Here is a 25,559-nt window from a genome sequence, read left to right as displayed (position 1 = left end):
ATCAGGGGCGGACCGCCTTTTCTCGCGGAAGCGGGAAGGCTGGTCCGCCCTTGGCGTGTTACGACAGAGACATACCGCAGTACCAAAACACCCCGTTTATCTGGAGGCACCCCCACCATGACCACCTTCGTGGACCGCGTCGAGCTGCACGTCGCCGCGGGTAACGGAGGCCACGGCGTGGCCTCCGTGATGCGGGAGAAGTTCAAGCCGCTGGGCGGCCCGGACGGCGGCAACGGCGGCCGTGGCGGCGACGTGATCCTGGTCGTCGACCAGGACGTCACCACCCTTCTCGACTATCACCACCACCCGCACCGCAAGGCCACCAACGGCCAGCCGGGCGCGGGCGACAACCGTTCCGGCAAGAACGGCCAGGACCTGGTCCTGCCGGTCCCCGACGGCACCGTCGTCCTGGACCGGGCGGGCAATGTGCTCGCCGACCTCGTCGGCCAGGGCACCACGTTCGTCGCCGGCCAGGGCGGCCGCGGTGGCCTCGGCAACGCGGCGCTGGCCTCCGCCCGACGCAAGGCCCCCGGTTTCGCGCTGCTCGGGGAGCCCGGTGAGGCCCGCGACATCGTGCTGGAGCTCAAGACCGTCGCGGACGTCGCGCTGGTCGGCTACCCGAGCGCCGGCAAGTCCTCGCTGATCTCGGTGCTCTCCGCCGCCAAGCCCAAGATCGCCGACTATCCGTTCACGACGCTGGTGCCCAACCTCGGTGTGGTGACGGCCGGTTCGACGGTCTACACCATCGCGGACGTACCGGGTCTGATCCCGGGCGCGAGCCAGGGCAAGGGCCTGGGCCTGGAGTTCCTGCGCCACGTCGAGCGCTGCGAGGTGCTCGTGCACGTCCTGGACACCGCGACCCTGGAAGCCGACCGTGACCCGGTGTCCGACCTCGACACCATCGAGGAGGAGCTCAAGCAGTACGGCGGCCTCGAGAACCGGCCCCGCATGGTCGTCCTCAACAAGGTCGACGTCCCGGACGGCAAGGACCTCGCCGACATGATCCGCCCGGACCTGGAGGAGCGCGGCTACCGCGTGTTCGAGGTCTCCGCGGTCGCCCACATGGGCCTGAAGGAGCTGTCCTTCGCGCTCGCCGACGTCGTCTCCAAGGCCCGCGCCGCCAAGCCGGTGCAGGAAGCCACCCGGATCGTCATCCGGCCCAAGGCCGTCGACGACACCGGCTTCACGATCACGGAAGAGGGCGAGAACTTCTTCCGCGTGCGCGGCGAGAAGCCCGAACGCTGGGTCCGCCAGACCGACTTCAACAACGATGAGGCCGTCGGCTACCTCGCCGACCGCCTCAACCGTCTCGGCGTCGAGGACGGGCTGCGCAAGGCGGGCGCGCACGCCGGCGACGGCATCGCCATCGGCCCCGAGGACAACGCGGTCGTCTTCGACTGGGAGCCAATGATGGCAGCCGGTGCGGAGATGCTGGGACGGCGTGGCGAGGACCACCGCCTGGAGGCGCCCCGGCCGGCCGCGCAGCGCCGCAGGGACCGGGACGTGGCACGGGACGAGGCCGACCAGGAGTACGACGGCTTCCGGCCCTTCTGACGGTTCGCCCGCCCGGCGGTCCGGGCACGCACGCCAACGGGGAAGGCCCCCGGGAGTTCTCCTCCCGGGGGCCTTCCCCGTTGCGGCTGCCGCCGCCTTGTGCTGCCCCGCGGTCCGGCGAAGCCGTGAGCGGCTCGCTGCGGGCTAGACGGCGGCCGTGGCGTCCGAGGCGTCGTTGCCGGTGTGTTCGGCCGTCTCGGAGGCGTCCACGTCCTCCTGCGAGCGCTGCCCGGGAATGCCGGACAGCCGGCTCTCCATGCGGACGCGGCGCTCGTCGGCCTTGGCGCACAGGTCCAGCGCGGCCTGGTTGAAGCGCACCGACGACGGCGGGTCCGACGGGCCCAGCAGGTGCTCCTTGAGCTCGGCGCGCTCCGCGGCGAGGGTGTCCTTCTCGGGGTTGCGGACCGCGTCGAGCAGACCGGCCACCTCGTCCGCCGCGGGCGTGAGGATCGTCGCCGCCCGTACGGTCGGGAAGTTCGCCCGGAAGTCGTCCTCGCTCATGCCCGAGGTGTTGGCGACCGCGTACGGCTTCTCGCTGGTCAGGTAGTCCGAGACCACGCTGGAGACGTCGCTGATCAGCACGTCCGCCTGGTTGAAGCAGCTGAAGATGCCGGGGCGGGCGGCGGTGATGATCTGGTGCTCCCACTCGGGGAAGGAGTTCCAGTACGCCTTCTCCCAGGCGGTGATGGCGGCCACGACGGCGGCCGCGCGGCCCTCCTCCGGGGTGCCCTGCAGCCGCATCCGCTCCAGCTCGTCCGCGCTCTTGCGGAAGGCGGTGGTGGTCAGCGCGGCCAGCTCCTCGTCGCGGCGGGCCAGCTCGGCGGCGGCCTCGGGGCCGGGCCGCGCACCGCTGCGGCGGCCGTTGGCCTCCGTGATCATCGCCTGGATGCGGGCGTTGGCGGCGCCCGCGCGGGGGTCGACGGAGCCGGTCATCGGGTGCGGCTTGTACAGCAGCCGCACGTTCTCGTCGGCGAGCAGCTCGCGGACGATGTTCTCGCCGGCCAGGATCACCGAGGTGTTGCCCGGGTTGCCGTCCCAGCCCTCCCAGGTCGGGGCGTACAGCACGGTGGTCAGCCGGCCCGCCGGGGGGCCCGCGTACGGCCGGATCGGCGCCAGCTGGGGACGGCCGACCTCGATGACGTCCTTGTCCTCGATGCCGATGTCGGCGAGCTGGTAGCGGTCACGGGCCGCCGGGCCCGCCACCCAGACCTCGTCGTACGCCTTGGCGTAGGGGTTGCAGGAGGACAGCTTGTCGCTCTCGCCGTGGTTGGTGAAGGCGTGCTTGATCGACGGGATGCGCAGGATCTGCGAGGTCTTGCCGGAGTTCGCCGGGTGCAGCAGCACCTTGAGCGTGGAGTGCTCCAGGCGCATCAGGTTGGCGACCTTCGGGATGCAGACGATCGGGACGTCAGTGGCCTCGATCTTCTGCACCATGAAGCGCTCGCGCAGCACGATGATCGGGTTGCCGTCCAGGGCGGCCAGGGTGCTCAGCCACATGTTGGCCTGGTAGGCGGAGGAGGAGCCGCCGGAGAAGTACATGCCGACCGTCGGCCGGTACGCGGCCAGCCAGTTGTCCAGCCACTCCAGTGCCTGCTTCTCGCCGGCCACCCGCTTCTTCGGCAGCAGCCAGGTGCCCAGGTAGAGCGTGCCGCCGGCGGAGAGGGCCAGCGAGACGGCCAGGCCGACGCCGCCCCAGAACGCGTCCGTGGTGATCGCGGTGATCATCATGCCCGTCGTGGTGGGCACCGAGAAGCGCAGCAGCCGCCGGCCCGTCTGACGGGAGAGGATCCGCGGCGGGGCGTCGCACAGCCGCAGCGCGCTCGCGTCGATGTTGCGGGTCACGAACGGCAGGCTGCGGGTCCGGCGGACCAGCACCGCGACCGCCTGGCACACGAAGTGGGTGCCGTAGAAGAGGAGCAGCGTGATGGTCAGCGGCGCCTGTTCCTCGAGCGGGTTGATGCCGTCGATGTGCAGCAGGCCGACCAGTATCAGCATGTCGCGCAGCAGCTGGCGCACCGTGACGTCGAAGCGGATCCGGCCCAGCACCGCGAGCAGGCCGGGCTGCTTGTGCTGGAGGACCAGGTCGAGACCCAGGTTGACCACGGATGCGGCGATGAACAGCGGAATGACGGGCAGCAACGCACCGACGAGCTGGGCGGTGAACGCGATCATCATCGCGAGGAGTGCCGCGAGCTGTACGGCTCGGCGGGGAACGATTCCGGCGGAAGGCACGGGGGAGGGCTCCTGGCAGCAAGAAGGTCAGGGGGGAGGCCGTGGGGGGCGGCCGGGTCCCGCGCTGCGACGCCGCCGGAGCGGCGAAACGGGACCGATGGACACCCGACCGTATGACCTTGTTGGCCTTGGTGACAATCTGCTGTGGCTCTCATCACCGCGAAAGCGGATCAATCGAACGCAACCTCTTGGCCTCGGCTTCCGTCTTAAAGAATTCCGAGTGGGCCCTAGTGGTAAGGGCCACACGGAGGGCCCGGGGACCCGCCGCCGGCCCTGGAGTACCGGGGAAGCGAGCCGTCCGCCGGCCCGGCCGGGGCGTCCGCCAGGCGATATCGCCACGCGGCCGTGGCCCGTACTGCCGTAGATTGCGCCCGTAGGGACGTGGTACGGGGTGACAGTGACAAGGAATACCCGTACGGCGGCGGGAACAGGAACACAGGGGTACAGGCACATGGCAGGCGCACGGCAGGAAGTGGCGGACGCCCGCCGGATCGTGGTGAAGGTCGGCTCGTCGTCGTTGACCACGGCCGCCGGCGGACTGGACGCGGACCGGGTGGACGCGCTGGTGGACGTGCTGGCCAAGCACCAGGACAAGGAGATCGTGCTGGTCTCCTCCGGTGCCATCGCGGCCGGCCTGGCGCCCCTCGGCCTGGAGCGGCGGCCGCGCGACCTGGCCCGCCAGCAGGCCGCCGCCAGCGTCGGCCAGGGGCTGCTGGTCGCCCGTTACACCGCGTCCTTCGCGCGCTACGGCCGCCGCGTCGGCCAGGTCCTGCTGACCTCCGACGACACCAGCCGCCGGGCCCACTACCGCAACGCCTACCGGACCCTGGACCAGCTGCTGGCCATGGGCGCCGTACCGATCGTCAACGAGAACGACACGGTCGCCACCGACGAGATCCGCTTCGGCGACAACGACCGGCTGGCCGCCCTGGTCGCCCACCTCGTGCGCGCCGACCTGCTGATCCTGCTCTCCGACGTGGACGGCCTCTACGACGGCGACCCCGCCACCCCCGGCACCTCCCGGATAGCCGAGGTCCGCGGGCCCGCCGACCTGGCGGGCGTCTCCATCGGCAGCGCCGGGAAGGCCGGCGTCGGCACCGGCGGCATGGTCACCAAGGTCGAGGCGGCCCGGATCGCCGCCGCGGCCGGCATCCCGGTCGTGCTGACGTCCGCGGTGCACGCCGCGGACGCGCTGGCCGGCGGCCCGACCGGCACCCACTTCCTGCGCACCGGCCGCCGCTCCGCCGACCGGCTGCTGTGGCTCGCGCACGCCTCCACGCCGCAGGGCGCGCTCGTCCTGGACGACGGGGCGGTGCGGGCGGTCGTCGAGCGGCACTCCTCGCTGCTGCCGGCCGGCATCGCGTCCGTGGAGGGCGAGTTCTCCGCCGGCGACCCGGTGGAGCTGCGGGACGGCACCGGCCGCGCGGTCGCCCGCGGACTCGTCAATTTCGACGCCCGGGAAATCCCTCGTTTGATGGGGCGTTCGACCCGGGAGCTTGCCCGCGAGCTGGGTCCGGCGTACGAGCGTGAGGTCGTGCACCGCGACGATCTGGTGCTGCTGCACCCCTGACGCCTCCCGGTCCGGCCGACGGCCGTCAACGGCCCCGCACACCGCCCGCGGAACCGCGCGCCAACCGGCCTTTCCCGCGAGACCTTCGCAAAAACGCCCCCGCGACGGGCCGCGGGCTGGTCAACTTTGTTGCGGGGGCGCCGCAGGGGAGCGGCGCCCGCAGCGCGCGAGCGCACCCGCCGAAGTACGACCGCACCCATCGGCTCCGCACCCCGAGGCGGAGCGATTCGCATCACAGGAGGCCGCCGGTGAGACGAGGGCGCCCAGGGGCCCTGCCCCGAGGGACGGCGGAGCGGACACTGACCAGCGTCGGAATCGGCCGGGACGCCGGCCTGCCGGCCGACGAGGAAGGCGCGGAGCGGAACGGGGCGGCCCGGCCCGCACCCCAGGGCGAGCGCCGCGAGGTGTCCCGGCTGTGGCACATCACGCTCAGCGTCTCGGGCCGCGAAGCGCCGCTGAAGGAGGTCCGGCGCGCGCTGGAACAGCTCGCCCACGACCATCCCTTCCTGCTGACCAGCCGCTACGCCAACGACCACGCCGAGATCCGCTACTGGGAGGAGGCGCGGGACCTGCACGACGCCGCGGCGGTCGCGCTGCGGCTGTGGGGCGAGCACCGCTCGACGGCCAAGCTGCCGCCGTGGGAGATCGTCGGCCTGGAGGTCATCGACCGGGAGACCTACCACCAGCGGGTGGCCGAGGGCTACGGCCCGCCACCGGCCTCACCGGTCGGCGTGCATCCCTACTGACCGCCGTTCTGCCTGTCGGGCGCGGCGTCCCGCGCTGTGAGATACCCGCTGGTTGTGGCCCGCCCGCCCGTTAGGCTGCGGCCATGACCAGCAGCGCATCGCAGTCCTCGCCCGTCCTCGACACCGCCCGCCGCGCGCGGGAGGCGGCCGCCGTCCTGGCGCCACTGCCGCGGACGGCCCGCGACGCCGCGCTGCTCGCCATCGCCGACGCCCTCGTGGAGCGGACCGACGAGATCGTGGCCGCCAACGGCCGGGACGTCGCCAAGGCCCGGGAGGCCGGCACCGCCGCGTCGATCGTGGACCGGCTCACCCTCACCCCGGAGCGGATCGCGGCGATCGCCGCGGACGTCCGGCAGGTCGTGGCGCTGCCCGACCCGGTGGGCGAGGTGGTCCGCGGCTCGACCCTGCCCAACGGTCTCGACCTGCGGCAGGTCCGGGTCCCGCTCGGCGTGATCGGGATCATCTACGAGGCCCGGCCCAATGTGACGGTGGACGCCGCCGCCCTGTGCCTGAAGTCCGGCAACGCCGTGCTGCTGCGCGGCTCGTCCTCCGCGTACGCGTCCAACAGCGCGCTGGTGGACGTACTGCGCGACGCGGTCGAGGGTGCCGGGCTGCCCGCCGACGCGGTGCAGCTGGTGCCCGGTGAGAGCCGCGACTCGGTGCGCGAATTGATGCGCGCCCGCGGCCTGGTCGACGTGCTGATCCCGCGCGGCGGCGCCTCGCTGATCCGTACGGTCGTCGAGGAGTCCACCGTCCCGGTGATCGAGACCGGCACCGGCAACTGCCACGTCTACGTCGACGAGGCCGCCGACCTCGACATGGCGATCGACATCCTGATCAACTCCAAGGCGCAGCGGCCCAGCGTCTGCAACGCCGCGGAGACGGTGCTGGTGCACGCCGGGATCGCGCAGAAGTTCCTGCCGCGTGCCCTGGAGGCGCTGACCAAGGCCGGGGTGGTCGTGCACGGCGACGCCGCCTGGCAGCAGGCCGGCCCCGGCCTGGTGGCGCCCGCCACCGACGAGGACTGGGCGACGGAGTACCTCTCGTACGACATCGCGGCCGCCGTGGTGCCCGACCTGGACGCGGCGGTGGCGCACATCCGGCGCTGGACCTCCGGTCACACCGAGGCCATCGTCACGACTTCGCAGGCCGCGGCCCGCCGATTCACCCAGTTGGTCGATTCCACCACCGTCGCGGTCAATGCCTCGACGCGCTTCACCGACGGCGGGCAGTTCGGTTTCGGCGCGGAGATCGGCATTTCGACGCAGAAGCTGCACGCCCGCGGCCCCATGGGTCTGCCGGAGCTCACGTCGACGAAGTACATCGTCACCGGGGACGGGCACATCCGCTGACACCCTCCGTCATCGCGGCCCGGGGCAGGAGCCGTTGTGGCGGCCCCGGGGCAGGAGGCGTCGAGGGGTGCGGTGGGTGCTTCTCTCAGGCCGGATCCCTGCCCAAAACGAGCGGTCGGGGCTAACCTGGACGGGTGCCGGACGACGTGGGGGGCAAGCCGTTCCCGGACGGTGAAGAGCCCGACGAGCACCACCACGGGAGCCACGGAAAAGCGGACGAAGAATTCGCCTCCGTGGTCTTCGACGAGGAATTCGTCCGGGCCGCGCGGATCCACGAGCCGTCGGCGGTCGAGCGGATGCTGGCCGCCGCCGAGGCGCGCGCCGAGGCCGAGGCGGCCCGCTCCGGGCCCGGCTTCGGCCCCGACGGCGACGATCCCGACGAGATGGCGCCCCACCACCGCCGTGGCCGCGCGGGGTCGGGAGACGACGACTACGACGCGTACGGCGAGGACGACGGCTACGACGACGAGTACGGCGAGTACCGCCCGTACGGTCCGTACGGGCCCTACGGCGGGTCGCTGCGGCCCTACCGGAGCAGCACCCGCTGGCACCGCCCGGTCGCCTGGGTGCTGGCCGTGGTGATGGGCATCGGGCTGGTCGCGCTGGCCTTCAGCGCCGTTTACCGGGGCGCCTCGGGGCGCAACCAGAGCCCGGGGCCGGCGCCCACCTCCAGCGGGGTGGACGCCCCGACCACGGGAGGCGCGGACAGCGTGCGCACGGCCCGTCCGGAGCTGCCGGCGGTGCCCTCGGGGCAATCCGTCCGCCCGTCGTTCACCGCGGTGCCCAGACCCCAGTGACGGCGTGCCGCACTGCCCGCGATGGGGCCTCCCGAAACGGAATTCTCCGCTGAAGTTGCCCCGCGTCCCCGCGTTTACGTTTGCCCTGTCAGACCTACTCTTGTTGTATGACCGGGCCTGGTGACCCTCCCGAAGGGACGCCCCACGGCGCCCAGGGAGGCGGTGAGGACGAGTACCGATCCGTCGTGTTCGACGAATCGTTCGTGCGCGCTGCCCGCCTTCAGGAATTCTCCGCGGACGAACGGCTCGGTGAGCATCACACACCGGCCGTGAGGGCCCGGCACGCCTGGAGGCGGCTGGGCGGTTCCCGTCAGGCCGTGCTGCTGGTGCTGCTGATCGTGCTCGCCTTCGGCACCGCCGTGTACATGGGCGTACGGCACCCGTACAAGGCCCCGGAGCCGGTCCGGGCGCAGCCGCTGCGGTCCGCCGTCGTGCCGCTCGCGCCGAGCGGTGCCGTGCCGGGCGCGACGCCCGAGGACCTCTTCGCGCACAGCCCCGCGGCCGACTACCGGGTCGGCGCGGCGGGGGTCAACCTGCCCGCCGTCACCCGCACCGAGCACTTCTCGGACGACCAGGTGTACTCCGCGCTGACCATCGCCAAGGAGTACCTCGTCCACTCGTCGGTGGACCCGGCCACCCTCACCGGCGGTTCCGTCCGGCCGGTACGGCTGCTGCTCGACACCGGCCAACTCGACCAGTTCGACCGCAGCCTGGCGCACCCCGACGACAACGGACGGTACGCGGCAACGGGTTGGCTGGTCCGCTTCGACCCCCGGCTGACGCAGCTCGCCGACCGCAACGTCCGCGTCGACGGCGTGCTGGCCGCCTCCGAGCTGAGCCCGGACGCCCTCGACGTCACCGCCGACTACACCTTCGTCTACGCCGTACGGCCCGCCCCCGGCGCCTCGCAGGACGCGTCGGCCCGGCACGCGGGCAAGGCCACCCCGGGCGCCGCCTCGCTGGTCACCGTCCGGCGCGAGCTGCACCTCCGGGTCGGCCGCGACGACCTCGCCGACCACCGCCTGGAGGTGCTGCAGAGCAACATGCAGGCGGGGCCGCTGGCCTGCTCCTCGCGGCCGGCCGACGCGCTGCGTCCGCTGTTCGCGGGACAGCACGCCGGCCCGGACCGGCCCGCGGGCACCGACCCCTTCGCCAGGGACCGGATCAGCCCCTCGCTCTGCGGTGAGCTGGCGCCCTCCGCCCAGCCGAAGCCGAGCCACCCGATCCGTTAGACGCGGCGGCCGGCCGGTTCGTCAGGAGGCGTCCGCGCCGCCCGTGGCCTCTCCGGAGCCGTTGGCGCTGCCGGGGCCCTCGCCGCGCGAGCCGCCGCGGAAGACCGTGTCCCGCAGTTTGCCGCCCAAGTCGCCCGCGCCGCCCGCGATGTCGCGGACCAGGCCCATCAGCGGGTCCTTGCTGTTGCGCACCGAATCGGCGTAGTGCGCCGCGGAGTCGCGGAACGAGTCGGAGACCGAGGTGTCCTTGTCCTCGTCACGGCGCGGGTAGTGGCCGTCCATGATCCGCTGGTAGTCGCGGCTGGCCGCCCACTTCTTCAGCTCGGCCGCCCGCACGGTCGTGAACGGGTGGCTGCGCGGCAGCAGGTTGAGGATCTTCAGCACGGAGTCGCGCAGGTCGCCGCCGGACTCGTACTCGTCCGCCTGCTTGAGGAAGGCGTCCACGTTCATCTCGTGCAGGTGGTTGCCGCCGGCCAGCTTCATCAGGCCCCGCATCGACGCCTGGAGGTCCTGTCCGACCAGCAGGCCCGCGCGGTCGGCGGACAGCTCCGACTTGCGGAACCACTCGCGCAGTGCCGTCACGATCGCCATGATCGCGACGTTGCCCAGCGGGATCCAGGCGACCTTCATGGCCAGGTTCGTCAGGAACAGCAGGATCGTGCGGTAAACGGCGTGCCCGGACAGCGCGTGGCCGACCTCGTGGCCGACGACCGCCCGCATCTCCTCCTCGTCGAGCAGCTCGACCAGGCCGGTCGTCACCACGATGATCGGCTCGTCCAGGCCGATGCACATGGCGTTCGGCGTCGGGTCCTGGTTGACGTACATCGGCGGGACCTTCTCCAGGTCCAGGATGTAGCAGGCGTCCCGCAGCATGTCGTTGAGGTGCTGGAACTGCTGGTCGCTGACCCGCACCGAGTCCGACAGGAACAGCAGGCGCAGGCTGCGCTCCGGCAGCAGGCCGCTGAGCGTCTTGAAGACCGTGTCGAACCCGCTCAGCTTGCGCAGCGCCACCAGCGCCGAGCGGTCCGCGGGGTGTTCGTACGACCGCGAGGAGATTCCGGGGAATCGCCGCCGGTCCCGGCTGGGTACGTGCTCGCTGCCGCCTGGGCTCTCCGTCATTGGGGCCTCCCCCTGTTCGACTGCGTGTGCTTCAGCCTAGAGGACGCCGCTGACAGGCGATTGGATGCTCGGGCGTACGCTGGCGCTCGCACCAATGACCGCCCGGGCCGGTACGGAAGACCCGGGCCGTACCAAAGGAAGCGCACCGTCATGCCGCATCCGAGCGTGCTGCTCGCCGTCTCCCAGGAGGCCGCCCACGGCGGCGGACCCGGGTGGATCCTGCGTACCGTGATCGTCGTCGGCGTCGTGGGCGCCGCCCTCCTCGCCTGGTTCCTGCTGCGCGGCTACGGCCAGGACTGACCGGCCGGGCCTCTCGCGCGGCCCCGGGCCCCCTCCTGGGTGGAGTCGCCGTGAGCCCGCAGTGAGCCGACGCTTACGATGTGGTGGAAGTCTCTGCCCGACCCCAGCCCGGATTGGTCCTGCTGACGATGAGCCTGCACACCACCGCACAGTCCCTGGTCTCCCTCGCCGCCGAACCCGGACACGAGGGCGGCCACGCCAGCCTGAGCCCCTACCTGACCGGCGGCGGCGCCTTTTGCATCCTGCTGCTCCTGCTGTGGATCACCACCCGCTTCAACCGGGACCGCTGAGCCCCGGCACCCGGCCCCCGGCATCGCGCGCCGCCCAGTAGGGTCTGCACGCATGGGAGAGCACACAGGGCCCGTGAAGCGGCGACTCGGAGTGATGGGCGGGACGTTCGACCCGATCCATCACGGACACCTGGTCGCCGCCAGCGAGGTGGCCAGCCAGTTCCACCTCGACGAGGTCATCTTCGTACCCACGGGACAGCCGTGGCAGAAGAGCCACAAGACGGTGTCCCCGGCCGAGGACCGGTATTTGATGACGGTCATCGCGACCGCCTCGAACCCTCAGTTCTCCGTCAGCCGGATCGACATCGACCGCGGCGGCAAGACGTACACGATAGACACGCTGCGTGATCTGCGCGCCGAGCACTGCGACGCGGATCTCTTCTTCATCACCGGCGCCGACGCGCTCAGCCAGATCCTGACCTGGCACGATGCCGCGGAGCTGGTGTCCCTGGCCCACTTCATCGGGGTGACCAGGCCCGGCCACGTCCTCGCGGACCCCGGGCTGCCCGAGGGAGCGGTCTCCCTGGTCGAGGTGCCGGCACTGGCCATCTCCTCGACCGACTGCCGGGCGCGCGTCGCCCAGGGGGATCCGGTCTGGTACCTGGTGCCGGACGGTGTGGTGCGCTACATCGACAAAAAACAGCTGTACCGCGACGACCGCTGACGGGGCTGACGGAAAGGGGCACCGGTGAGCGACCGACAGGATCCGTACGGGCCGCAGGACCCGTACGCCCACGACCCGTACGGGAACCAGCAGGGGCAGCACGGGCAGCAGGGCTACACCTACGACGCCTACGGGCAGCCGGTGTACCACGACGCCGCGCAGCCGTCGTACGAGCAGCACTACGACCCGTACGGCCGGCCGGCCGCCCCCTCCGCCTACGAGGGCTACGACCCGTACGGCGCACAGCAGGGGCAGCAGGGCCAGCAGGGCCACCAGCCGTACCCGGGGCAGCAGGACGGCACCGGCCGGTCCGCGTACGGCTACGACTCCTACGGCAGCCAGCAGGTGCAGGCCGACCCCGGCCACCCGCAGCAGTACGACCCCTACGGCACGCCTCAGCAGCAACAGGCGACCCACCCGCAGCACCAGCAGCAGGAGTGGATCCCGCAGCAGGCCCAGCAGTCCCCGTACGAGCAGCTCTCCTACGACAAGCAGCCGCAACCCCAGGACGGGCGCCGCGCCCCGGCGCAGGACCACCGGGAGCCGGGGGCCGCGGGCGGCTCCCAGGGCGCGTCCCCGGACGACCCGGACTACCGCACCGAGCAGTTCTCGTTCATCGAGGAACCGGACGAGGACTCCGAAGACGTCATCGACTGGCTGAAGTTCACCGAGAGCCGCACCGAGCGGCGCGAGGAGGCCAAGCGGCGCGGCCGCAGCCGGATCGTCGCGCTGTCCGTCGTGCTGGCCCTGCTGGTCGCCGGCGGCGTCGGCTATCTGTGGTGGGCGGGCAAACTGCCGGGCCTGGCCGGGCCGGGCACCGGCCAGGCGGCCGCGGCGGGCGGGCAGAAGCGCGACGTGCTCGTCGTGCACCTGCGGGACACCAAGAGCGGCAACAGCTCCACGGCGCTGCTCGTGGACAACGAGACCACCCACAAGGGCACCACCGTCCTGCTGCCCAACAGCCTCGTCGTCCCCAAGGACGACGGCACCGCCACGACGCTCGGCAAGTCCGTCAAGGCCGACGGCGCCGAGCCCACCCGGGACTCCCTCAACAGCCTGCTGGGCGCCGACCTGAAGGCCACCTGGCGGCTGGACACCCCCTATCTGGAGAACCTCGTCGAGACGGTCGGCGGGATCACCCTGGACACCGACGCCACCGTGCCGGGCGCCAAGAAGGGCGACTCCCCGCTGGTCAAGCAGGGGCGCGCGCAGGACCTGAACGGCCAGGCGGCCGTCGCCTACGCCACCTACCAGGCGCCGGGCGAGGGCCAGCTCAAGCAGCTGCAGCGGTTCGGGCAGGTCATGCAGGCCACGCTGAAGAAGGTCTCCAGCGACTCCGACGGCGCCACCGCCACCGTCAAGGCGCTGCTGCAGGTGCTCGACCCGCCGCTCACCGAGGCCCAGCTGGGCAGCTCGCTGGCGCAGCGCGCGGAGCTGGCAAAGACCGGCGCGTACACCACGACCCTGCTGCCCGTGCAGGCGAACGGCACCCTCAGCCAGTCCGCCGCGACGAGCGTGGTCAAGGACGTGCTCGGCGGCACGGTCAAGAAGACCGCCCCCGACGCGACCGCCCGGGTCGCGGTCCGCAACGCCACCGGCTCCCGGGCCGCCACCGGAAAGGCGCAGGTCGCGCTGCTCAACGGCGGCTACAGCTTCGTCGACGACGGCGCCGAGGGCGCGGCCCGCGCCACGTCGCAGGTCACCTACGCGGACGCCGCCCAGAAGGCGAAGGCCGCCGAGGTCGCCAAGACGCTGGGGCTGCCGGCGGGCGCGGTGAAGCAGGGCAAGGGCGCGGCGAACGCCGACATCACGGTCGTCCTCGGGCAGGACTACAAGGGCTGACGGGCGGGCGCGCTCGGCCCCCACAGCGGGGCCGGGCCGCCCGCCACGGCCCTGACCTGCGCGGCGACCGGATCTGACCCGCTGGTTCGAAAACCCTGCCGGGGGTGTCGGTGGTCCGTGAGACCCTTGTGGGGTACCTGACCGCTGATCCGGTTGCCCATGGGGACCGCGGCGCGCGCCGCGGCTCGGCTGAGACCGATCCGCCCTGTGAGCGGCCGGGGAAGCTGCCCTCGACCCGGAAAGCCGCTTGTGACCGCCACGGACCGCTCCATCGAGCTCATCAACGCCGCCGCCCAGGCCGCGGCCGACAAGCTCGCGCACGACATCATCGCGTACGACGTCAGTGACGTCCTCTCGATCACCGACGCCTTCCTGCTGGCCTCGGCCCCCAGCGACCGCCAGGTCAAGTCGATCGTCGACGAGATCGAGGAACGGCTCAACAAGGAGCTCGGCGCCAAGCCGGTCCGCCGCGAGGGCGACCGCGAGGCCCGCTGGGTGCTGCTCGACTACGTCGACATCGTCGTGCACGTCCAGCACAGCGAGGAGCGCGTGTTCTACGCGCTCGAGCGCCTGTGGAAGGACTGCCCCGAGCTCGACCTGCCCGAGGACGCCAAGGCCACCCGGGGCAAGGCAGCCGCCCACGCCGAGGCCACGACGGGCCCGGAGGACGGAGAGCTGTCCTGAACGGCACGAAGAAGGCCCAGGGCCGCCGCATCGTCCTGTGGCGGCACGGCCAGACGGCCTGGAATCTGGAGCGCCGCTTCCAGGGCAGCACGGACATCGAGCTGACGGAGGCCGGCCTCGCCCAGGCGCGGCGGGCCGCCCGGCTGCTCGCGGGCCTGCGCCCGGACGCCATCGTCGCCTCCGACCTCCGGCGGGCGTCGGCCACGGCCCGTGAGCTGGCCGCCCTGACGCGCCTGGAGGTCACCCACGACCCGGCGCTGCGGGAGACCTACGCGGGGTCCTGGCAGGGGCTGACGCACGACGAGATCCTCGCCCGCCACGGCGAGCAGTACTCCGCCTGGAAGCGCGGTGAGCCGGTGCGCCGCGGTGGGGGCGAACTGGAGACCGAGGTCGCCGACCGGGCCGCACCGGTGGTCCTCAACCACGCCGACAAGCTTCCCGAGGACGGCACCCTGGTCGTCGTCAGCCACGGCGGCACCATCCGCACCACCATCGGGCGGCTGCTCGGCCTGGAGGCCCACCACTGGGAGGGCCTGGGCGGTCTGTCGAACTGCTGCTGGTCGGTGCTGGGCGAGGGCGCGCGCGGCTGGCGGCTGCTGGAGCACAACGCCGGCACCCTTCCGGAGCCGGTGCTCGGCGACGACGACTGAGCCCCGCAGGTCGGCCCCGGCGGACCGGATTTCACATCTGGGCAGGTCGCAGGCTAAAGTTCATCTTGTTCGCGGCGCCGCCGGGGGAGACCCGGGGGAGCGGAACAAGACCCGGGGCTATAGCTCAGTTGGTAGAGCGCCTGCATGGCATGCAGGAGGTCAGGAGTTCAATTCTCCTTAGCTCCACAACCCGGATGATCCCGCCTCCAGATGGAGGCGGGATCTCTGCGTTATCCGCACGGTCGAAGGGGGCCGGGACGGAACCACCGCCCGCGGTTCGAGGTGTGCGACACGTCACAGCTAGCGCCGGACGGTGGCCGCCCGGCGGCTCGCCGGGTGACGTGAAGGTGGGCCTGACCCGGTCGGCCGTCCGTGGCAGAATCGGACGGCGCCGGCAGGGGAGGAGAACATCGCGATGCCCACGAGCATCCTCGAGGAGGTCAATGACCTGCTCGAAGTGGCCGAGGCGCAGGGCTATGACTGGCTGCCGGAATACGCGCTCCGTTTCACCTGCCCCGTTGGCACCCCCGCGGCCGTCTCCGGCACCGGAGTCGGTACTGCCCTGCAGTGCCCTTCTTGCGGGTCCTCCCACGTGGCGCAGGTGCTCGGCGACAATGGCGGCGTTTCCTTCGTCTGTACGGCCTGCGGCCACAGTTGGAGCTGATGGATGGGCGCCCACAGCAGGAAGTGTGACTGGTGCGGCAGCGGTACGCCGATCGTCCGTGACATGGAGCCGGTCAACACCGATTACCAGTACTGGTGCGAGGAATGCGCGCGCGCCCTGGTCATAAAAGGCGACCCCATCGAGACCTACCGGGAGCTCGACGGGGAGCCGATCTACGGCCGGCTGCTGGACGAGCACTGCACCCTGAAGCGGTTCTACTCGTTCGCGACGGCCTGAGCCGGGGGCTTCCCGTCCCTGGCCGAGGCGCCCGCCCGCCTGCGCCGGCCGCCCTCCCGCTCTCGCCAACCCGCCTCCTGGGCCTGCCAACTGGCGCGCGTTCCGAAAACGCCCGGGCGTTGCCGGGCAGCTCCGGACACTTCCTTACCGTCCCCGGGCAGTTCCGAACGGTTCCGGGCAGGCGGAACCGCTCCCCGCGCACCGGGCGTTGGACGGGCAGTGAGCCGCCGTCCGGTCAATCCACGGACGGGAGCGGACGGTTCAGCCGCCACAGGCGCGCACCGGTCAGCGCCAGCACGAGCACACCGGCGAGCGGGTAGATGCCGGAGAGCAGCATCTGTCCGGCGTTCTGGTGCAGCTCCTCGTGCTGGTGCCAGCGGTGCGGCACCCACCACAGCGCGAACGAGCAGAAGAGGAGGCCCAGTGCGACGGTCGTGGTCCACCAGCGGCGGGCGCCGGTGCCCGTACGGCGCAGCGCTTCCGAGCCGAGCAGCACCAGCATCGGGACGCACCAGACCCAGTGGTGCGACCAGGAGACCGGGCTGACCAGCAGGGCGGTCGCCGCGCAGGCGACGGCGGCCCAGGCGTTCCCGCTGCCTTCGGCCGGGAGGGCCCCCGGCCCGCGCAGCAGCGACCCGGCGGCCAGGGCCAGGCCGAGGGCCGCGGTCAGGCCGGCGAGCACGAACCAGGCAGCGCCCGGGTCCTGGGTGTGCAGCAGCCGGGCGAGGACCCCGCGCAGCGACTGGTTCGCGGTGATCTCCACATCGCCGACCCGGTCGGCGGCGAACACGATCTCCGTCCAGAAACGGCGCGAGTCGCGCGGCAGCGCGAGGGCCGAGAGTGCGGCGGTGGCGAGGAAGGTGGCGGTGGCGACGGCGGCCTGCCGCAGCCAGGGGTTCCAGGCGGTGCGCGGGCCCGCGCCGGAGCGCAGGCGCTGCCCGGCCCGGACGATGCCGGCCAGTGCCAGGAAGACGGCGAACAGTGCCGGTGTCAGTTTGAGGCCCGCCGCGAGGCCGATACCGAGGCCGGCGAGGCGGTGGGTGTCCTTGCGGGTCAGGTCCCACAGGACCAGCGCGGCCAGCAGCAGATTGATCTGGCCGTAGCGCAGCGTCGTCCACACCGGCTCGCACCACACCAGCAGCGCGGAGACCGCGAGCGCCGCGGCGGGCCGGGGCAGGTGGCGGGGCCGGCCGACGAGCCGCAGCGAGAGGTGGACCACGGCGACGAGCAGCAGCAGGTTGCCGGCGGTGGCGAGGGTGCGCATGGCCGGGACGCCGAGGAGGGTGAGCGGGGTGAACACCAGCGCCGCGAAGGGCGGGTAGGTGTTGGGCAGGTGCGCCGAGGTGGCCACCATGTCGTAGAGCGAGTCGCCGGCGCGGACGGTGAGGCCCTCCGCGCGGTAGACCATGAGGTCGATCATCGTCACGTGGGCGAGGCGCTGCGCGACCCAGAAGGCGGTGAAGGAGACCAGGCAGGCCAGGGCCGCCGCGAGGGTGGGGTGCCGGCGGACGGTGCCCCTGCGGGGGTGCGGGCCGCGGGGTGGGGTGGACTGTTCCAGCTCCAGCGCGGTCACGTACGGCTCCCCCAGGACGAATCGGGCACGTCTCGCCGACAGTACCGCGCACCCGGCCGGAGGGGCCCCGGGAGAACGATTTGGCAGAAGCCGGGGAGGGCCGTGTAATGTAGGCGATGCCGCAGCGGGGAACCGGGCGGTAACAAGACCTGGGGCTATAGCTCAGTTGGTAGAGCGCCTGCATGGCATGCAGGAGGTCAGGAGTTCAATTCTCCTTAGCTCCACAGAGACAGAGCGGGCCGTCCATCATGGACGGCCCGCTCTGCTGCGTGGTCCTTGAGGCCGCGGCGGTGCGCCCGCTTCGGGGTGTGGGCGGTGGCGTCGGCGCGTACGGGGATGCGGGCGTGACCCGCAGGCGCGGGGGTGGCCCTCTTCAGGAGTGGCCCTCCTCAGGGGCGGGTGGTTCCTCCGGGGTTGCGTCGATATCTGGTCAACAGCCCGTCCGCTATGACGAGTTGACCGTCCGGTTCCTGGCCATTCCTGACCAGTCCTTGCCGTTCTTTGGTCTCTTCTTGGTGATCGCATGCCCCTGACATGAACGGTTCACCGAAAGAGTGGCGGATCGCGTGAGCGTCACATCCGACGCATTCACCGCTCGTGAGGTGCCGCGCCCCGGCGCGCCGGCGCACCGCGTCACCCCGCAGCGCACCGCATCGCCACAGCAGGGGGTTACATGAGATCAAGCCGCACCAGAACACCGCGCGCCCGCGCCGGTCTGGCCTGGGCAGCGACGCTGCCGCTGGTCGCCGGGACGCTCGCGCTCGGGGCGCCCGCCGCCGACGCCGCGGGGCACGACGGGGGTCGGCACGCGCTGCTGGGCACCAAGCCCCTGTGGGCGACCCGGCAGGCCGACCGGGGCGCCACCCCGGACTCCACGGCCGTCACCGCTCGCGTCTACCTGGCCGGTCGTGACGCCAAGGGCCTCGCGGACTACGCCAAGGCGGTGTCCGACCCGCAGTCCGCCTCGTACGGGAAGTACCTGAGCCCGGCCCAGGTGCGCGCCCGGTACGGCGCCACGCACGACCAGATAGCCAAGGTGACCGACTGGCTGAAGAAGTCCGGCCTGAAGGTCACCGGCACCGCCAACCGCTACGTCACGGTCCAGGGCGACACGGCCGCCGCCGAGCGCGCCTTCGCCACCGACCTGCACAACTACCTCAAGGGCGGGCACACTTACCACGCGCCGTCCACCACCGCCTCCGCGCCGGCCTCGCTGGCCGACGCGGTGCTGACGGTCACCGGTCTGGACAACGCGCCCAAGCTCGCCAAGCACCACTCCGGCGAACTGCCGCCGCCGGAGGGCGTCTTCCGCAACTCCGGCCCGTTCTCCTCGTACTACGGCTCCAAGACGGACAAGACGCTGCCGTCCGCCTACGGGAGCAAGGCCCCGTACGCGATCAAGGGCTACACGGGCAAGCAGCTGCGCGCCGCCTACGGGGCGAAGAAGTGGACCGGCAAGGGCGTGACCGTCGCGATCACCGACGCGTACGCCTCGCCGACCATCGCCCAGGACGCGGCCAAGTACGCCGCCCGTAACGGCGACCAGCGCTACCGCAAGGGCCAGCTCTCCCAGGTCCTGCCGGACGGCTACACGCACATCGACGACTGCGGTGCGGCCGGCTGGTACGGCGAGGAGACCCTCGACGTCGAGGCGGTGCACGCGGTCGCGCCCGACTCGGACATCGTCTACGTCGGCGGCGCCTCCTGCATGGACGACGACCTGCTCGACTCGCTCGGCAAGGTCGTCGACGGGCACCTCGCGGACATCGTCTCCAACTCCTGGGGCGACATCGAGGCGAACGAGACCCCCGAGGTGGCGGCCGCCTACGACCAGCTGTTCCAGCAGGGCGCCGTCCAGGGCATCGGTTTCTACTTCTCCTCCGGTGACAACGGCGACGAGGTCGCCAAGACCGGCACCAAGCAGGTCGACACCCCGGCGAACTCCGCGTGGGTGACCGCGGTCGGCGGCACCTCCCTGGCCGTCGGCAAGCACGACGCCTACCAGTGGGAGACCGGCTGGGGCACCCAGAAGGCGCTGCTGTCCAAGGACGGCAGCAGCTGGGCGGGCTTCCCCGGCGCCTTCAACGGCGGCGCCGGCGGCGGCGTCAGCAAGAACGTCGCGCAGCCCTACTACCAGCGTGGAGTCGTCCCGCACGAGCTGTCCGACATCGCCCTGAAGGGTGCCATGCGCACCGTTCCGGACATCTCGGCGGTCGCCGACCCCAACACCGGCTTCCTGGTCGGCCAGACCCAGACCCTGCCGGACGGAAAGCTCGGCTACGACGAGTACCGCATCGGCGGCACCTCCCTGGCCGCCCCGGTGATCGCGGGCGTCCAGGCGCTGGCGCAGCAGGCCCGGCACGGCATCGCCATCGGCTTCGCCAACCCGGCCATCTACCAGCGCTACGGCACCTCGGCGTACCACGACGTCACCGACCACCCGCTGGGTGCCGGCCGTGACCTGGCCGTCGTCCGGGTCGACTTCGTCAACGGCGCCGACAGCAGCAAGGGCACCACGACCTCGCTGCGCAGCCTGGGCAAGGACAGCTCCCTCCAGGCGACCGTCGGCTACGACGACGTGACCGGCGTGGGCACCCCCGGTGCCGGCTATGTGAGCTCCTACCGGCACTGACGCCGGGGCGCGCGACAGTGCTCCTGCCCGCCCGGCCCTGACCAGGTGGCGCGACGGCAGGAGCGGGGCGTAACGGGGGCGGGGCCCGTCTGGGGGTAATCCTCAGCGCGGGCCCCGTACGCCCTGCGGTACCCTGGCGCCATGCGTGCCGTACGCCTTCTGCTTAGCGGGCCGCGCTGATCAGTACCGACGGTTGACAGACCCCGTCGGAATCGGCGCGGCGTCCCCTCCTGTGCGAGGGGTCTTTTTGTTTCCGGCGATGCCGGGTACGAGGCGCGTTTCCGCAGGCAGAGACGATCGATGGAGCTTTGAGACGATGAGCGAGACGACCACCGCTGCCGAGGTGGCAGCGCCGCACCGCTATACGGCCGCGCTGGCCGCCGACATCGAGGCACGCTGGCAGGACTTCTGGGAGGAGAAGGGGACCTACGAGGCCCCGAACCCGAAGGGCGATCTGGCCGGCGACGCGGAGCTGGTGGCCCGCCCCAAGAAGTTCATCATGGACATGTTCCCGTACCCCTCGGGTGCGGGACTGCACGTCGGGCACCCGCTGGGCTTCATCGCCACCGACGTCTACGCCCGCCACCAGCGCATGACGGGCCACAACGTCCTGCACACCCTGGGCTTCGACGCCTTCGGTCTGCCGGCCGAGCAGTACGCGGTGCAGACCGGCACGCACCCGCGGGTCTCCACCGAGGCCAACATCGTGAACATGCGGCGTCAGCTGCGCCGTCTGGGCCTGGGCCACGACCAGCGCCGCTCGGTCGAGACGATCGACCCGGCGTACTACAAGTGGACCCAGTGGATCTTCCTGCAGATCTTCAACTCCTGGTACGACCCGGAGGCGGACGCGGCCCGGCCGATCGACACCCTGGTCGCCCAGTTCGAGGCCGGCACCCGGCAGACCCCCGACGGCCGCTCCTGGAGCGAGCTGAGCGACGTCGAGCGCGCCAATGTCCTGGGTGAGTACCGCCTGGCGTACGCGTCCGACGCGCCGGTCAACTGGTGCCCCGGCCTGGGCACGGTGCTGGCCAACGAGGAGGTCACGGCCGACGGCCGCTCCGAGCGCGGCAACTACCCGGTGTTCAAGGCGAAGCTGCGCCAGTGGAACATGCGCATCACCGCCTACGCCGACCGGCTGCTGCGGGACCTGGACGCGCTGGACTGGCCGGACGCCATCAAGCTGCAGCAGCGCAACTGGATCGGCCGCTCCGAGGGCGCCCGCGTCGACTTCCCCGTGGGCGACGAGAAGATCACCGTCTTCACCACCCGCCAGGACACCCTGTTCGGCGCGACCTACATGGTGCTGGCGCCGGAGCACCCGCTGATCGCCGGCGCCGAGGACGGCGACGGTACCGGCTCCCTGGTGCCCGACGCCTGGCCCGAGGGCACCCACGAGGTGTGGACCGGCGGCCACGCCACCCCGGCCGAGGCCGTCGCCGCGTACCGCAAGCAGGCCGCCTCCAAGTCGGACGTCGAGCGGCAGGCCGAGGCCAAGGACAAGACCGGCGTCTTCACCGGCGTCCACGCCACCAACCCGGTCAGCGGCGAGCAGGTCCCGGTCTTCATCGCCGACTACGTCCTGATGGGCTACGGCACCGGCGCGATCATGGCCGTGCCGGCCCACGACACCCGCGACTTCGCCTTCGCCCGCGCCTTCGAGCTGCCGATGCGCTGCGTCGTCGAGCCGACGGACGGTCGCGACACCGACCCCGCCACCTGGGACGACGCCTTCGCCTCGTACGACGCGAAGATCGTCAACTCGGCCGGCTCCGACATCTCGCTGGACGGCCTGGGGGTCACCGAGGCCAAGGCGAAGATCACCGATTGGCTGGCCGCGCGGGGCATCGGCGAGGGCACCGTCAACTACCGGCTGCGCGACTGGCTGTTCAGCCGGCAGCGCTACTGGGGCGAGCCGTTCCCGATCGTCTACGACGAGGCCGGCGTGGCGCACGCGCTGCCCGAGTCGATGCTGCCCCTGGAGCTGCCGGAGGTCGAGGACTACTCGCCGCGCACCTTCGACGCGGACGACGCCGACACCCAGCCGGAGACCCCGCTGTCCCGCAACGAGGACTGGGTCAACGTCACGCTGGACCTGGGCGACGGGCCCAAGCGGTACCGCCGCGAGACCAACACCATGCCCAACTGGGCGGGTTCGTGCTGGTACGAGCTGCGCTACCTGGACCCGACCAACGCGGACAAGCTGGTCGACCCGGACGTCGAGCAGTACTGGATGGGTCCGCGCGAGGGGCAGCCGCACGGCGGTGTCGACCTGTACGTGGGCGGCGCCGAGCACGCGGTCCTGCACCTGCTGTACGCCCGTTTCTGGTCCAAGGTGCTGTACGACCTGGGCCACGTCTCGTCTGCCGAGCCGTTCCACAAGCTGTACAACCAGGGCATGATCCAGGCGTACGTCTACCGGGACAGCCGCGGCATCGCCGTCCCGGCGGCGGAGGTCGAGGAGCACGAGGGCGGCGTCTTCTACTACGAGGGCGGCAAGGTCTCCCGGCTGCTGGGCAAGATGGGCAAGTCCCTGAAGAACGCCGTCACCCCGGACGAGATCTGCGCCGAGTACGGCGCGGACACCCTGCGCCTGTACGAGATGGCGATGGGCCCGCTGGACGTGTCGCGCCCCTGGGACACCCGGGCCGTCGTCGGCCAGTACCGCCTGCTGCAGCGTCTGTGGCGCAACGTGGTGGACGAGGCGACCGGTGAGGTCACCGTCGTCGACACCGAGCCGGACGACGCCACCCTGCGCGCGCTGCACAAGGCCATCGACGGCGTCGCGCAGGACATGGCGAACCTGCGCTTCAACACGGCCATCGCCAAGGTGACCGAGCTGAACAACCACCTGACCAAGGCGGGCGGCCCGGTTTCCCGCACGGTCGCGGAGCAGCTGGTTCTGCTGATCGCCCCGCTGGCCCCGCACATCGCCGAGGAGCTGTGGCGCCGGCTGGGCCACACCGGGTCCGTGGTCCACGCGGACTTCCCGGTCGCCGACCCCGCCTACGTGGTGGACGAGACCGTGACCTGCGTCGTGCAGATCAAGGGCAAGGTCAAGGCCCGTCTGGAGGTCGCCCCGTCGATCTCGGACGCGGACCTGGAGGCGGCGGCACTGGCCGAGCCTGCGGTTGTCGCGGCGCTGAACGGCGCGGGCATCCGGAAGGTGATCGTCCGGGCGCCGAAGCTGGTGAACATCGTGCCGGCGTAGGGCGCGCGGGGGCGGCCCGCCGAGGGCGCACGGACCCGGCGTGGGGCCGTGTTCCCAGGGCCTGCGGGCCGCCGCGGCCCGGGCCTTCGCCCCGGGCACAGGGTTTTCCCCTACGGGCAGGTTGGGGGTTCGTCAGGAACCCGCAACCTGCCCGCGCCGTTTACCGTGGAGAGACAGGGCGCGGGCCACACCTGCGGCCCGCCGACACGTCTGGGGAGATCCCATGGAAGCCGCCGCCGCCATCGTCGGACTGCTCTTCGTGCTGTTCGTCCTGGCCGGAGTCTTCCTCACGGTCAAGGCGGTGAAGGCGGCCAAGCGCGGCGTGGACCGTACGGTCGCCCAGGCCCGCAGGACGGTCGAGGACACCACCCTCCGGGCCCGGCAGCTCGCCCAGCCCGGCGTGGTCGGCGAACTGGCGCAGCTGCGGCTCTCGCTCCGTACGTCCATGCGCGCCACCCAGGACGCGCTGTACGGCGCAGCCGGCGAGGACGCCTCCCTCAGTGAGGCGATCGGCCTCTTCGAGCGGCTGAGCGCCCACGGCCATGAGCTGGACGCCGAGCTCAAGCGGCTGGAACGGGAGCCCGACCGGGCCACCACCGGCGCCCGCCTCCCGGAGCTGCGGGAGCGGATGGAACGGATCACCCACTCCGCGGAGTCGCTGCGGTGGGCCGCCCGCGACCGGGCGCGCAGGTTCGCCGACGACGATCTCGCGGCGCTCAGCGACCAGATCGATGTGGAGGCCGGCGCGCTGCGCCACTGGACCGAGGACCCGGGATATCCGGTCGCGGGCGAATCGGTGGCGGGCGACCGGTTGCGGGCGGGCACCGCCGACGGCTCCCCGGCGACGGACGCCGCTCGCCAGGGTGCCGTCCCGGAGACGGCCGGTCGCGGCTCATCCGGGGGCCCGGCCTCCGATGTTCCGCCGGCGCTCACCGCCCGGGATCCCCGCACCCAGCCGGCTCACCCGTGGCAGAAGGCCCCGCGGACGGAGGAGCAGCGGGCGGAGGCCCGTCGGGCGGAGCCGCGTCGGGGGGACGTCCGGGAGGCGGAGGCACGGCGACGGGAGTGAGCGGGCGGACACGCGGGCGACGCGTGGGGACGCGGCGAGGGGGTGGGGCGGGGGCGGGGGCCCCGGAAAAGCGGCTGAAGCGGGTTGGCGCCGGCCCCGGGAGTGGCCGCAGGAGCGGATGACGACGCGGTCCACAGGGCTCTTGGCAGAGCCTTGGGCAAACATGGAAGATCTTGGGGAGGGGCCCGCACTGTGCGGCATCCCGTTCCCCGGATAATCTCCAAGTCATGTCCCGCCATGTCGCGATCGTCACCGATTCCACGGCCTACTTGCCGCGGGCGGCCATCGAGCGCCACCAGATCACGGCCGTACCGCTGACCGTTGTCCTGGGGGACCAGGCCCTGGAAGAGGGCACCGAGATCTCCGCCAGATCGGTGGCCCAGGCGCTCCAGAAGCGCCGCCCCGTGACGACCTCCCGCCCCAGCCCCAGCATGTTCGCGGACACCTACCGGCAGGTCGCGGCGGCCGGCGCGCGCGCCATCGTCTCGCTCCACCTCTCCTCGGAGTTCTCGGGCACGTACGACGCTGCGGTGATGGCGGCCAAGGAGGCGCCGGTGCCCGTACACGTCGTGGACACCGGCATGGTCGCCATGGCCCTCGGATTCTGCGCTCTCGCCGCCGCGGAGGCGGCGGAGGCCGGCGGCGACGCGGACGATGCCGTGGCCGCGGCGGAGAAGCGCGCCGCGGGTACCTCCGCCTACTTCTACGTCGACACCCTCGACTACCTGCGCCGCGGCGGCCGGATCGGCGCGGCCCAGGCCCTGCTCGGCTCCGCGCTCGCCGTCAAACCGCTCCTCCAACTGGCCGACGGGCGGATCGAACTGCTGGAGAAGGTCCGTACGGCGTCCAAGGCCATCGCACGGCTGGAGGAGATCGCGGCGGAGCGGGCCGGCGAGGGACCGGCCGACATCGCGGTCCATCATCTCGCCGCGGCGGAGCGCGCGGACGCGCTGGCCCAGCGGCTGCGGGAGCGGGTGCCCGGGCTGAACGAGCTGCACGTGAGCGAGGTGGGCGCGGTGATCGGCGCGCATACGGGGCCGGGGCTGCTGGGGGTTGTGGTGTCCCCGCGGTGAGCGGGGGTGCGGTGAGCCCTGTGGGTGACGGAGTTATCCACAAATCGCCGGCTGTCCACCGGATTTGA

General features: G+C 72.0%; 21 protein-coding genes and 2 tRNA genes. 20 read left to right on the top strand and 3 right to left on the bottom strand.

Annotation, left to right across the window (positions count from 1 at the left end):
• The first annotated feature begins 117 nt into the window (after positions 1-117).
• Positions 118-1,554: a GTPase ObgE gene (gene obgE, locus OO62_RS03465; RefSeq protein WP_033265663.1), complete on the top strand. Its 1,437-nt coding sequence runs from the start codon at positions 118-120 to the stop codon at positions 1,552-1,554.
• A gap of 144 nt (positions 1,555-1,698) precedes the next feature.
• Here the strand turns inward: obgE and OO62_RS03460 are convergent, their stop codons facing one another.
• Positions 1,699-3,786: a hypothetical protein gene (locus tag OO62_RS03460; RefSeq protein WP_033265662.1), complete on the bottom strand. Its 2,088-nt coding sequence runs from the start codon at positions 3,784-3,786 to the stop codon at positions 1,699-1,701.
• 451 nt (positions 3,787-4,237) lie between these two features.
• On the opposite strand from OO62_RS03460, the gene proB reads away from it, so the two are divergent.
• From proB to OO62_RS03435, 5 genes are all read left to right on the top strand, one after another.
• Entirely contained in the window at positions 4,238-5,356 is a 1,119-nt protein-coding gene (proB, locus tag OO62_RS03455; protein WP_033265661.1) for a glutamate 5-kinase, read from the top strand.
• 248 nt (positions 5,357-5,604) lie between these two features.
• Positions 5,605-6,102 (top strand): hypothetical protein, encoded by a 498-nt coding sequence (locus OO62_RS03450; RefSeq protein WP_033265660.1) that lies wholly within the window; start codon positions 5,605-5,607, stop codon positions 6,100-6,102.
• A gap of 83 nt (positions 6,103-6,185) precedes the next feature.
• Entirely contained in the window at positions 6,186-7,454 is a 1,269-nt protein-coding gene (locus tag OO62_RS03445; protein ID WP_033265659.1) for a glutamate-5-semialdehyde dehydrogenase, read from the top strand.
• 134 nt (positions 7,455-7,588) lie between these two features.
• Positions 7,589-8,251 carry an SCO2584 family spore wall biosynthesis protein gene (locus tag OO62_RS03440; protein WP_033265658.1) on the top strand — a complete coding sequence of 221 codons (663 nt, stop codon included), beginning with the start codon at positions 7,589-7,591 and terminating at the stop codon, positions 8,249-8,251.
• A 107-nt stretch (positions 8,252-8,358) separates the two neighbouring features.
• Positions 8,359-9,483, top strand: coding sequence for an SCO2583 family membrane protein (locus OO62_RS03435; RefSeq protein WP_033265657.1), 1,125 nt, complete (start codon positions 8,359-8,361; stop codon positions 9,481-9,483).
• Between the two features lie 21 nt (positions 9,484-9,504).
• Here the strand turns inward: OO62_RS03435 and OO62_RS03430 are convergent, their stop codons facing one another.
• On the bottom strand, positions 9,505-10,602 hold the full coding sequence (locus tag OO62_RS03430; protein WP_033265656.1) for a M48 family metallopeptidase: 1,098 nt from the start codon (positions 10,600-10,602) through the stop codon (positions 9,505-9,507).
• A 150-nt stretch (positions 10,603-10,752) separates the two neighbouring features.
• Here OO62_RS03430 and OO62_RS39885 point away from each other — a divergent pair, with 150 nt between their 5' ends.
• From OO62_RS39885 to OO62_RS03390, 9 genes are all read left to right on the top strand, one after another.
• Entirely contained in the window at positions 10,753-10,902 is a 150-nt protein-coding gene (locus OO62_RS39885) for a hypothetical protein (RefSeq protein WP_164993267.1), read from the top strand.
• Positions 10,903-10,982: 80 nt separating this feature from the next.
• On the top strand, positions 10,983-11,192 hold the full coding sequence (locus OO62_RS39445; RefSeq protein ID WP_129322955.1) for a hypothetical protein: 210 nt from the start codon (positions 10,983-10,985) through the stop codon (positions 11,190-11,192).
• Positions 11,193-11,244: 52 nt separating this feature from the next.
• On the top strand, positions 11,245-11,856 hold the full coding sequence (nadD, locus tag OO62_RS03420; protein WP_051732619.1) for a nicotinate-nucleotide adenylyltransferase: 612 nt from the start codon (positions 11,245-11,247) through the stop codon (positions 11,854-11,856).
• A gap of 24 nt (positions 11,857-11,880) precedes the next feature.
• On the top strand, positions 11,881-13,698 hold the full coding sequence (locus OO62_RS03415; RefSeq protein ID WP_033265654.1) for an LCP family protein: 1,818 nt from the start codon (positions 11,881-11,883) through the stop codon (positions 13,696-13,698).
• A 249-nt stretch (positions 13,699-13,947) separates the two neighbouring features.
• Positions 13,948-14,382: a ribosome silencing factor gene (gene rsfS, locus OO62_RS03410; RefSeq protein WP_033265653.1), complete on the top strand. Its 435-nt coding sequence runs from the start codon at positions 13,948-13,950 to the stop codon at positions 14,380-14,382.
• The gene (locus OO62_RS03405; protein ID WP_033265784.1) at positions 14,379-15,032 is read left to right on the top strand and encodes a histidine phosphatase family protein; all 654 of its coding nucleotides are present in this window, start codon (positions 14,379-14,381) and stop codon (positions 15,030-15,032) included. Before rsfS ends, OO62_RS03405 begins: the two co-directional genes overlap by 4 nt.
• Positions 15,033-15,145: 113 nt before the next feature.
• Positions 15,146-15,218 (top strand) — tRNA-Ala (locus OO62_RS03400).
• Between the two features lie 229 nt (positions 15,219-15,447).
• Positions 15,448-15,696: a hypothetical protein gene (locus OO62_RS03395; protein ID WP_033265652.1), complete on the top strand. Its 249-nt coding sequence runs from the start codon at positions 15,448-15,450 to the stop codon at positions 15,694-15,696.
• Positions 15,697-15,699: 3 nt separating this feature from the next.
• Positions 15,700-15,933 carry a hypothetical protein gene (locus tag OO62_RS03390; protein ID WP_030413843.1) on the top strand — a complete coding sequence of 78 codons (234 nt, stop codon included), beginning with the start codon at positions 15,700-15,702 and terminating at the stop codon, positions 15,931-15,933.
• A 235-nt stretch (positions 15,934-16,168) separates the two neighbouring features.
• Here OO62_RS03390 and OO62_RS03385 read toward each other — a convergent pair whose 3' ends face one another.
• Entirely contained in the window at positions 16,169-17,506 is a 1,338-nt protein-coding gene (locus OO62_RS03385; protein ID WP_033265651.1) for a glycosyltransferase 87 family protein, read from the bottom strand.
• Between the two features lie 151 nt (positions 17,507-17,657).
• Between OO62_RS03385 and OO62_RS03380 the strand changes: the two genes are divergently transcribed.
• The 5 genes from OO62_RS03380 (at position 17,658) to OO62_RS03355 (ending at position 25,491) form a co-directional block, all read left to right on the top strand.
• Positions 17,658-17,730, top strand: a tRNA-Ala gene (locus tag OO62_RS03380).
• A 449-nt stretch (positions 17,731-18,179) separates the two neighbouring features.
• The gene (locus tag OO62_RS03370) at positions 18,180-20,138 is read left to right on the top strand and encodes a S53 family peptidase (RefSeq protein ID WP_033265649.1); all 1,959 of its coding nucleotides are present in this window, start codon (positions 18,180-18,182) and stop codon (positions 20,136-20,138) included.
• 316 nt (positions 20,139-20,454) lie between these two features.
• Positions 20,455-23,349: a leucine--tRNA ligase gene (locus OO62_RS03365; protein WP_033265648.1), complete on the top strand. Its 2,895-nt coding sequence runs from the start codon at positions 20,455-20,457 to the stop codon at positions 23,347-23,349.
• Between the two features lie 223 nt (positions 23,350-23,572).
• Positions 23,573-24,418 carry a hypothetical protein gene (locus OO62_RS03360; RefSeq protein ID WP_051732617.1) on the top strand — a complete coding sequence of 282 codons (846 nt, stop codon included), beginning with the start codon at positions 23,573-23,575 and terminating at the stop codon, positions 24,416-24,418.
• 227 nt (positions 24,419-24,645) lie between these two features.
• Entirely contained in the window at positions 24,646-25,491 is an 846-nt protein-coding gene (locus OO62_RS03355) for a DegV family protein (RefSeq protein WP_033265647.1), read from the top strand.
• Positions 25,492-25,559 lie beyond the last annotated feature (68 nt).

The sequence above is a fragment of the Streptomyces lydicus genome, from assembly GCF_000717345.1.
GTDB classification, from domain to species: domain Bacteria; phylum Actinomycetota; class Actinomycetes; order Streptomycetales; family Streptomycetaceae; genus Streptomyces; species Streptomyces lydicus.
This window is presented reverse-complemented; position numbering and strand designations above follow the sequence as displayed.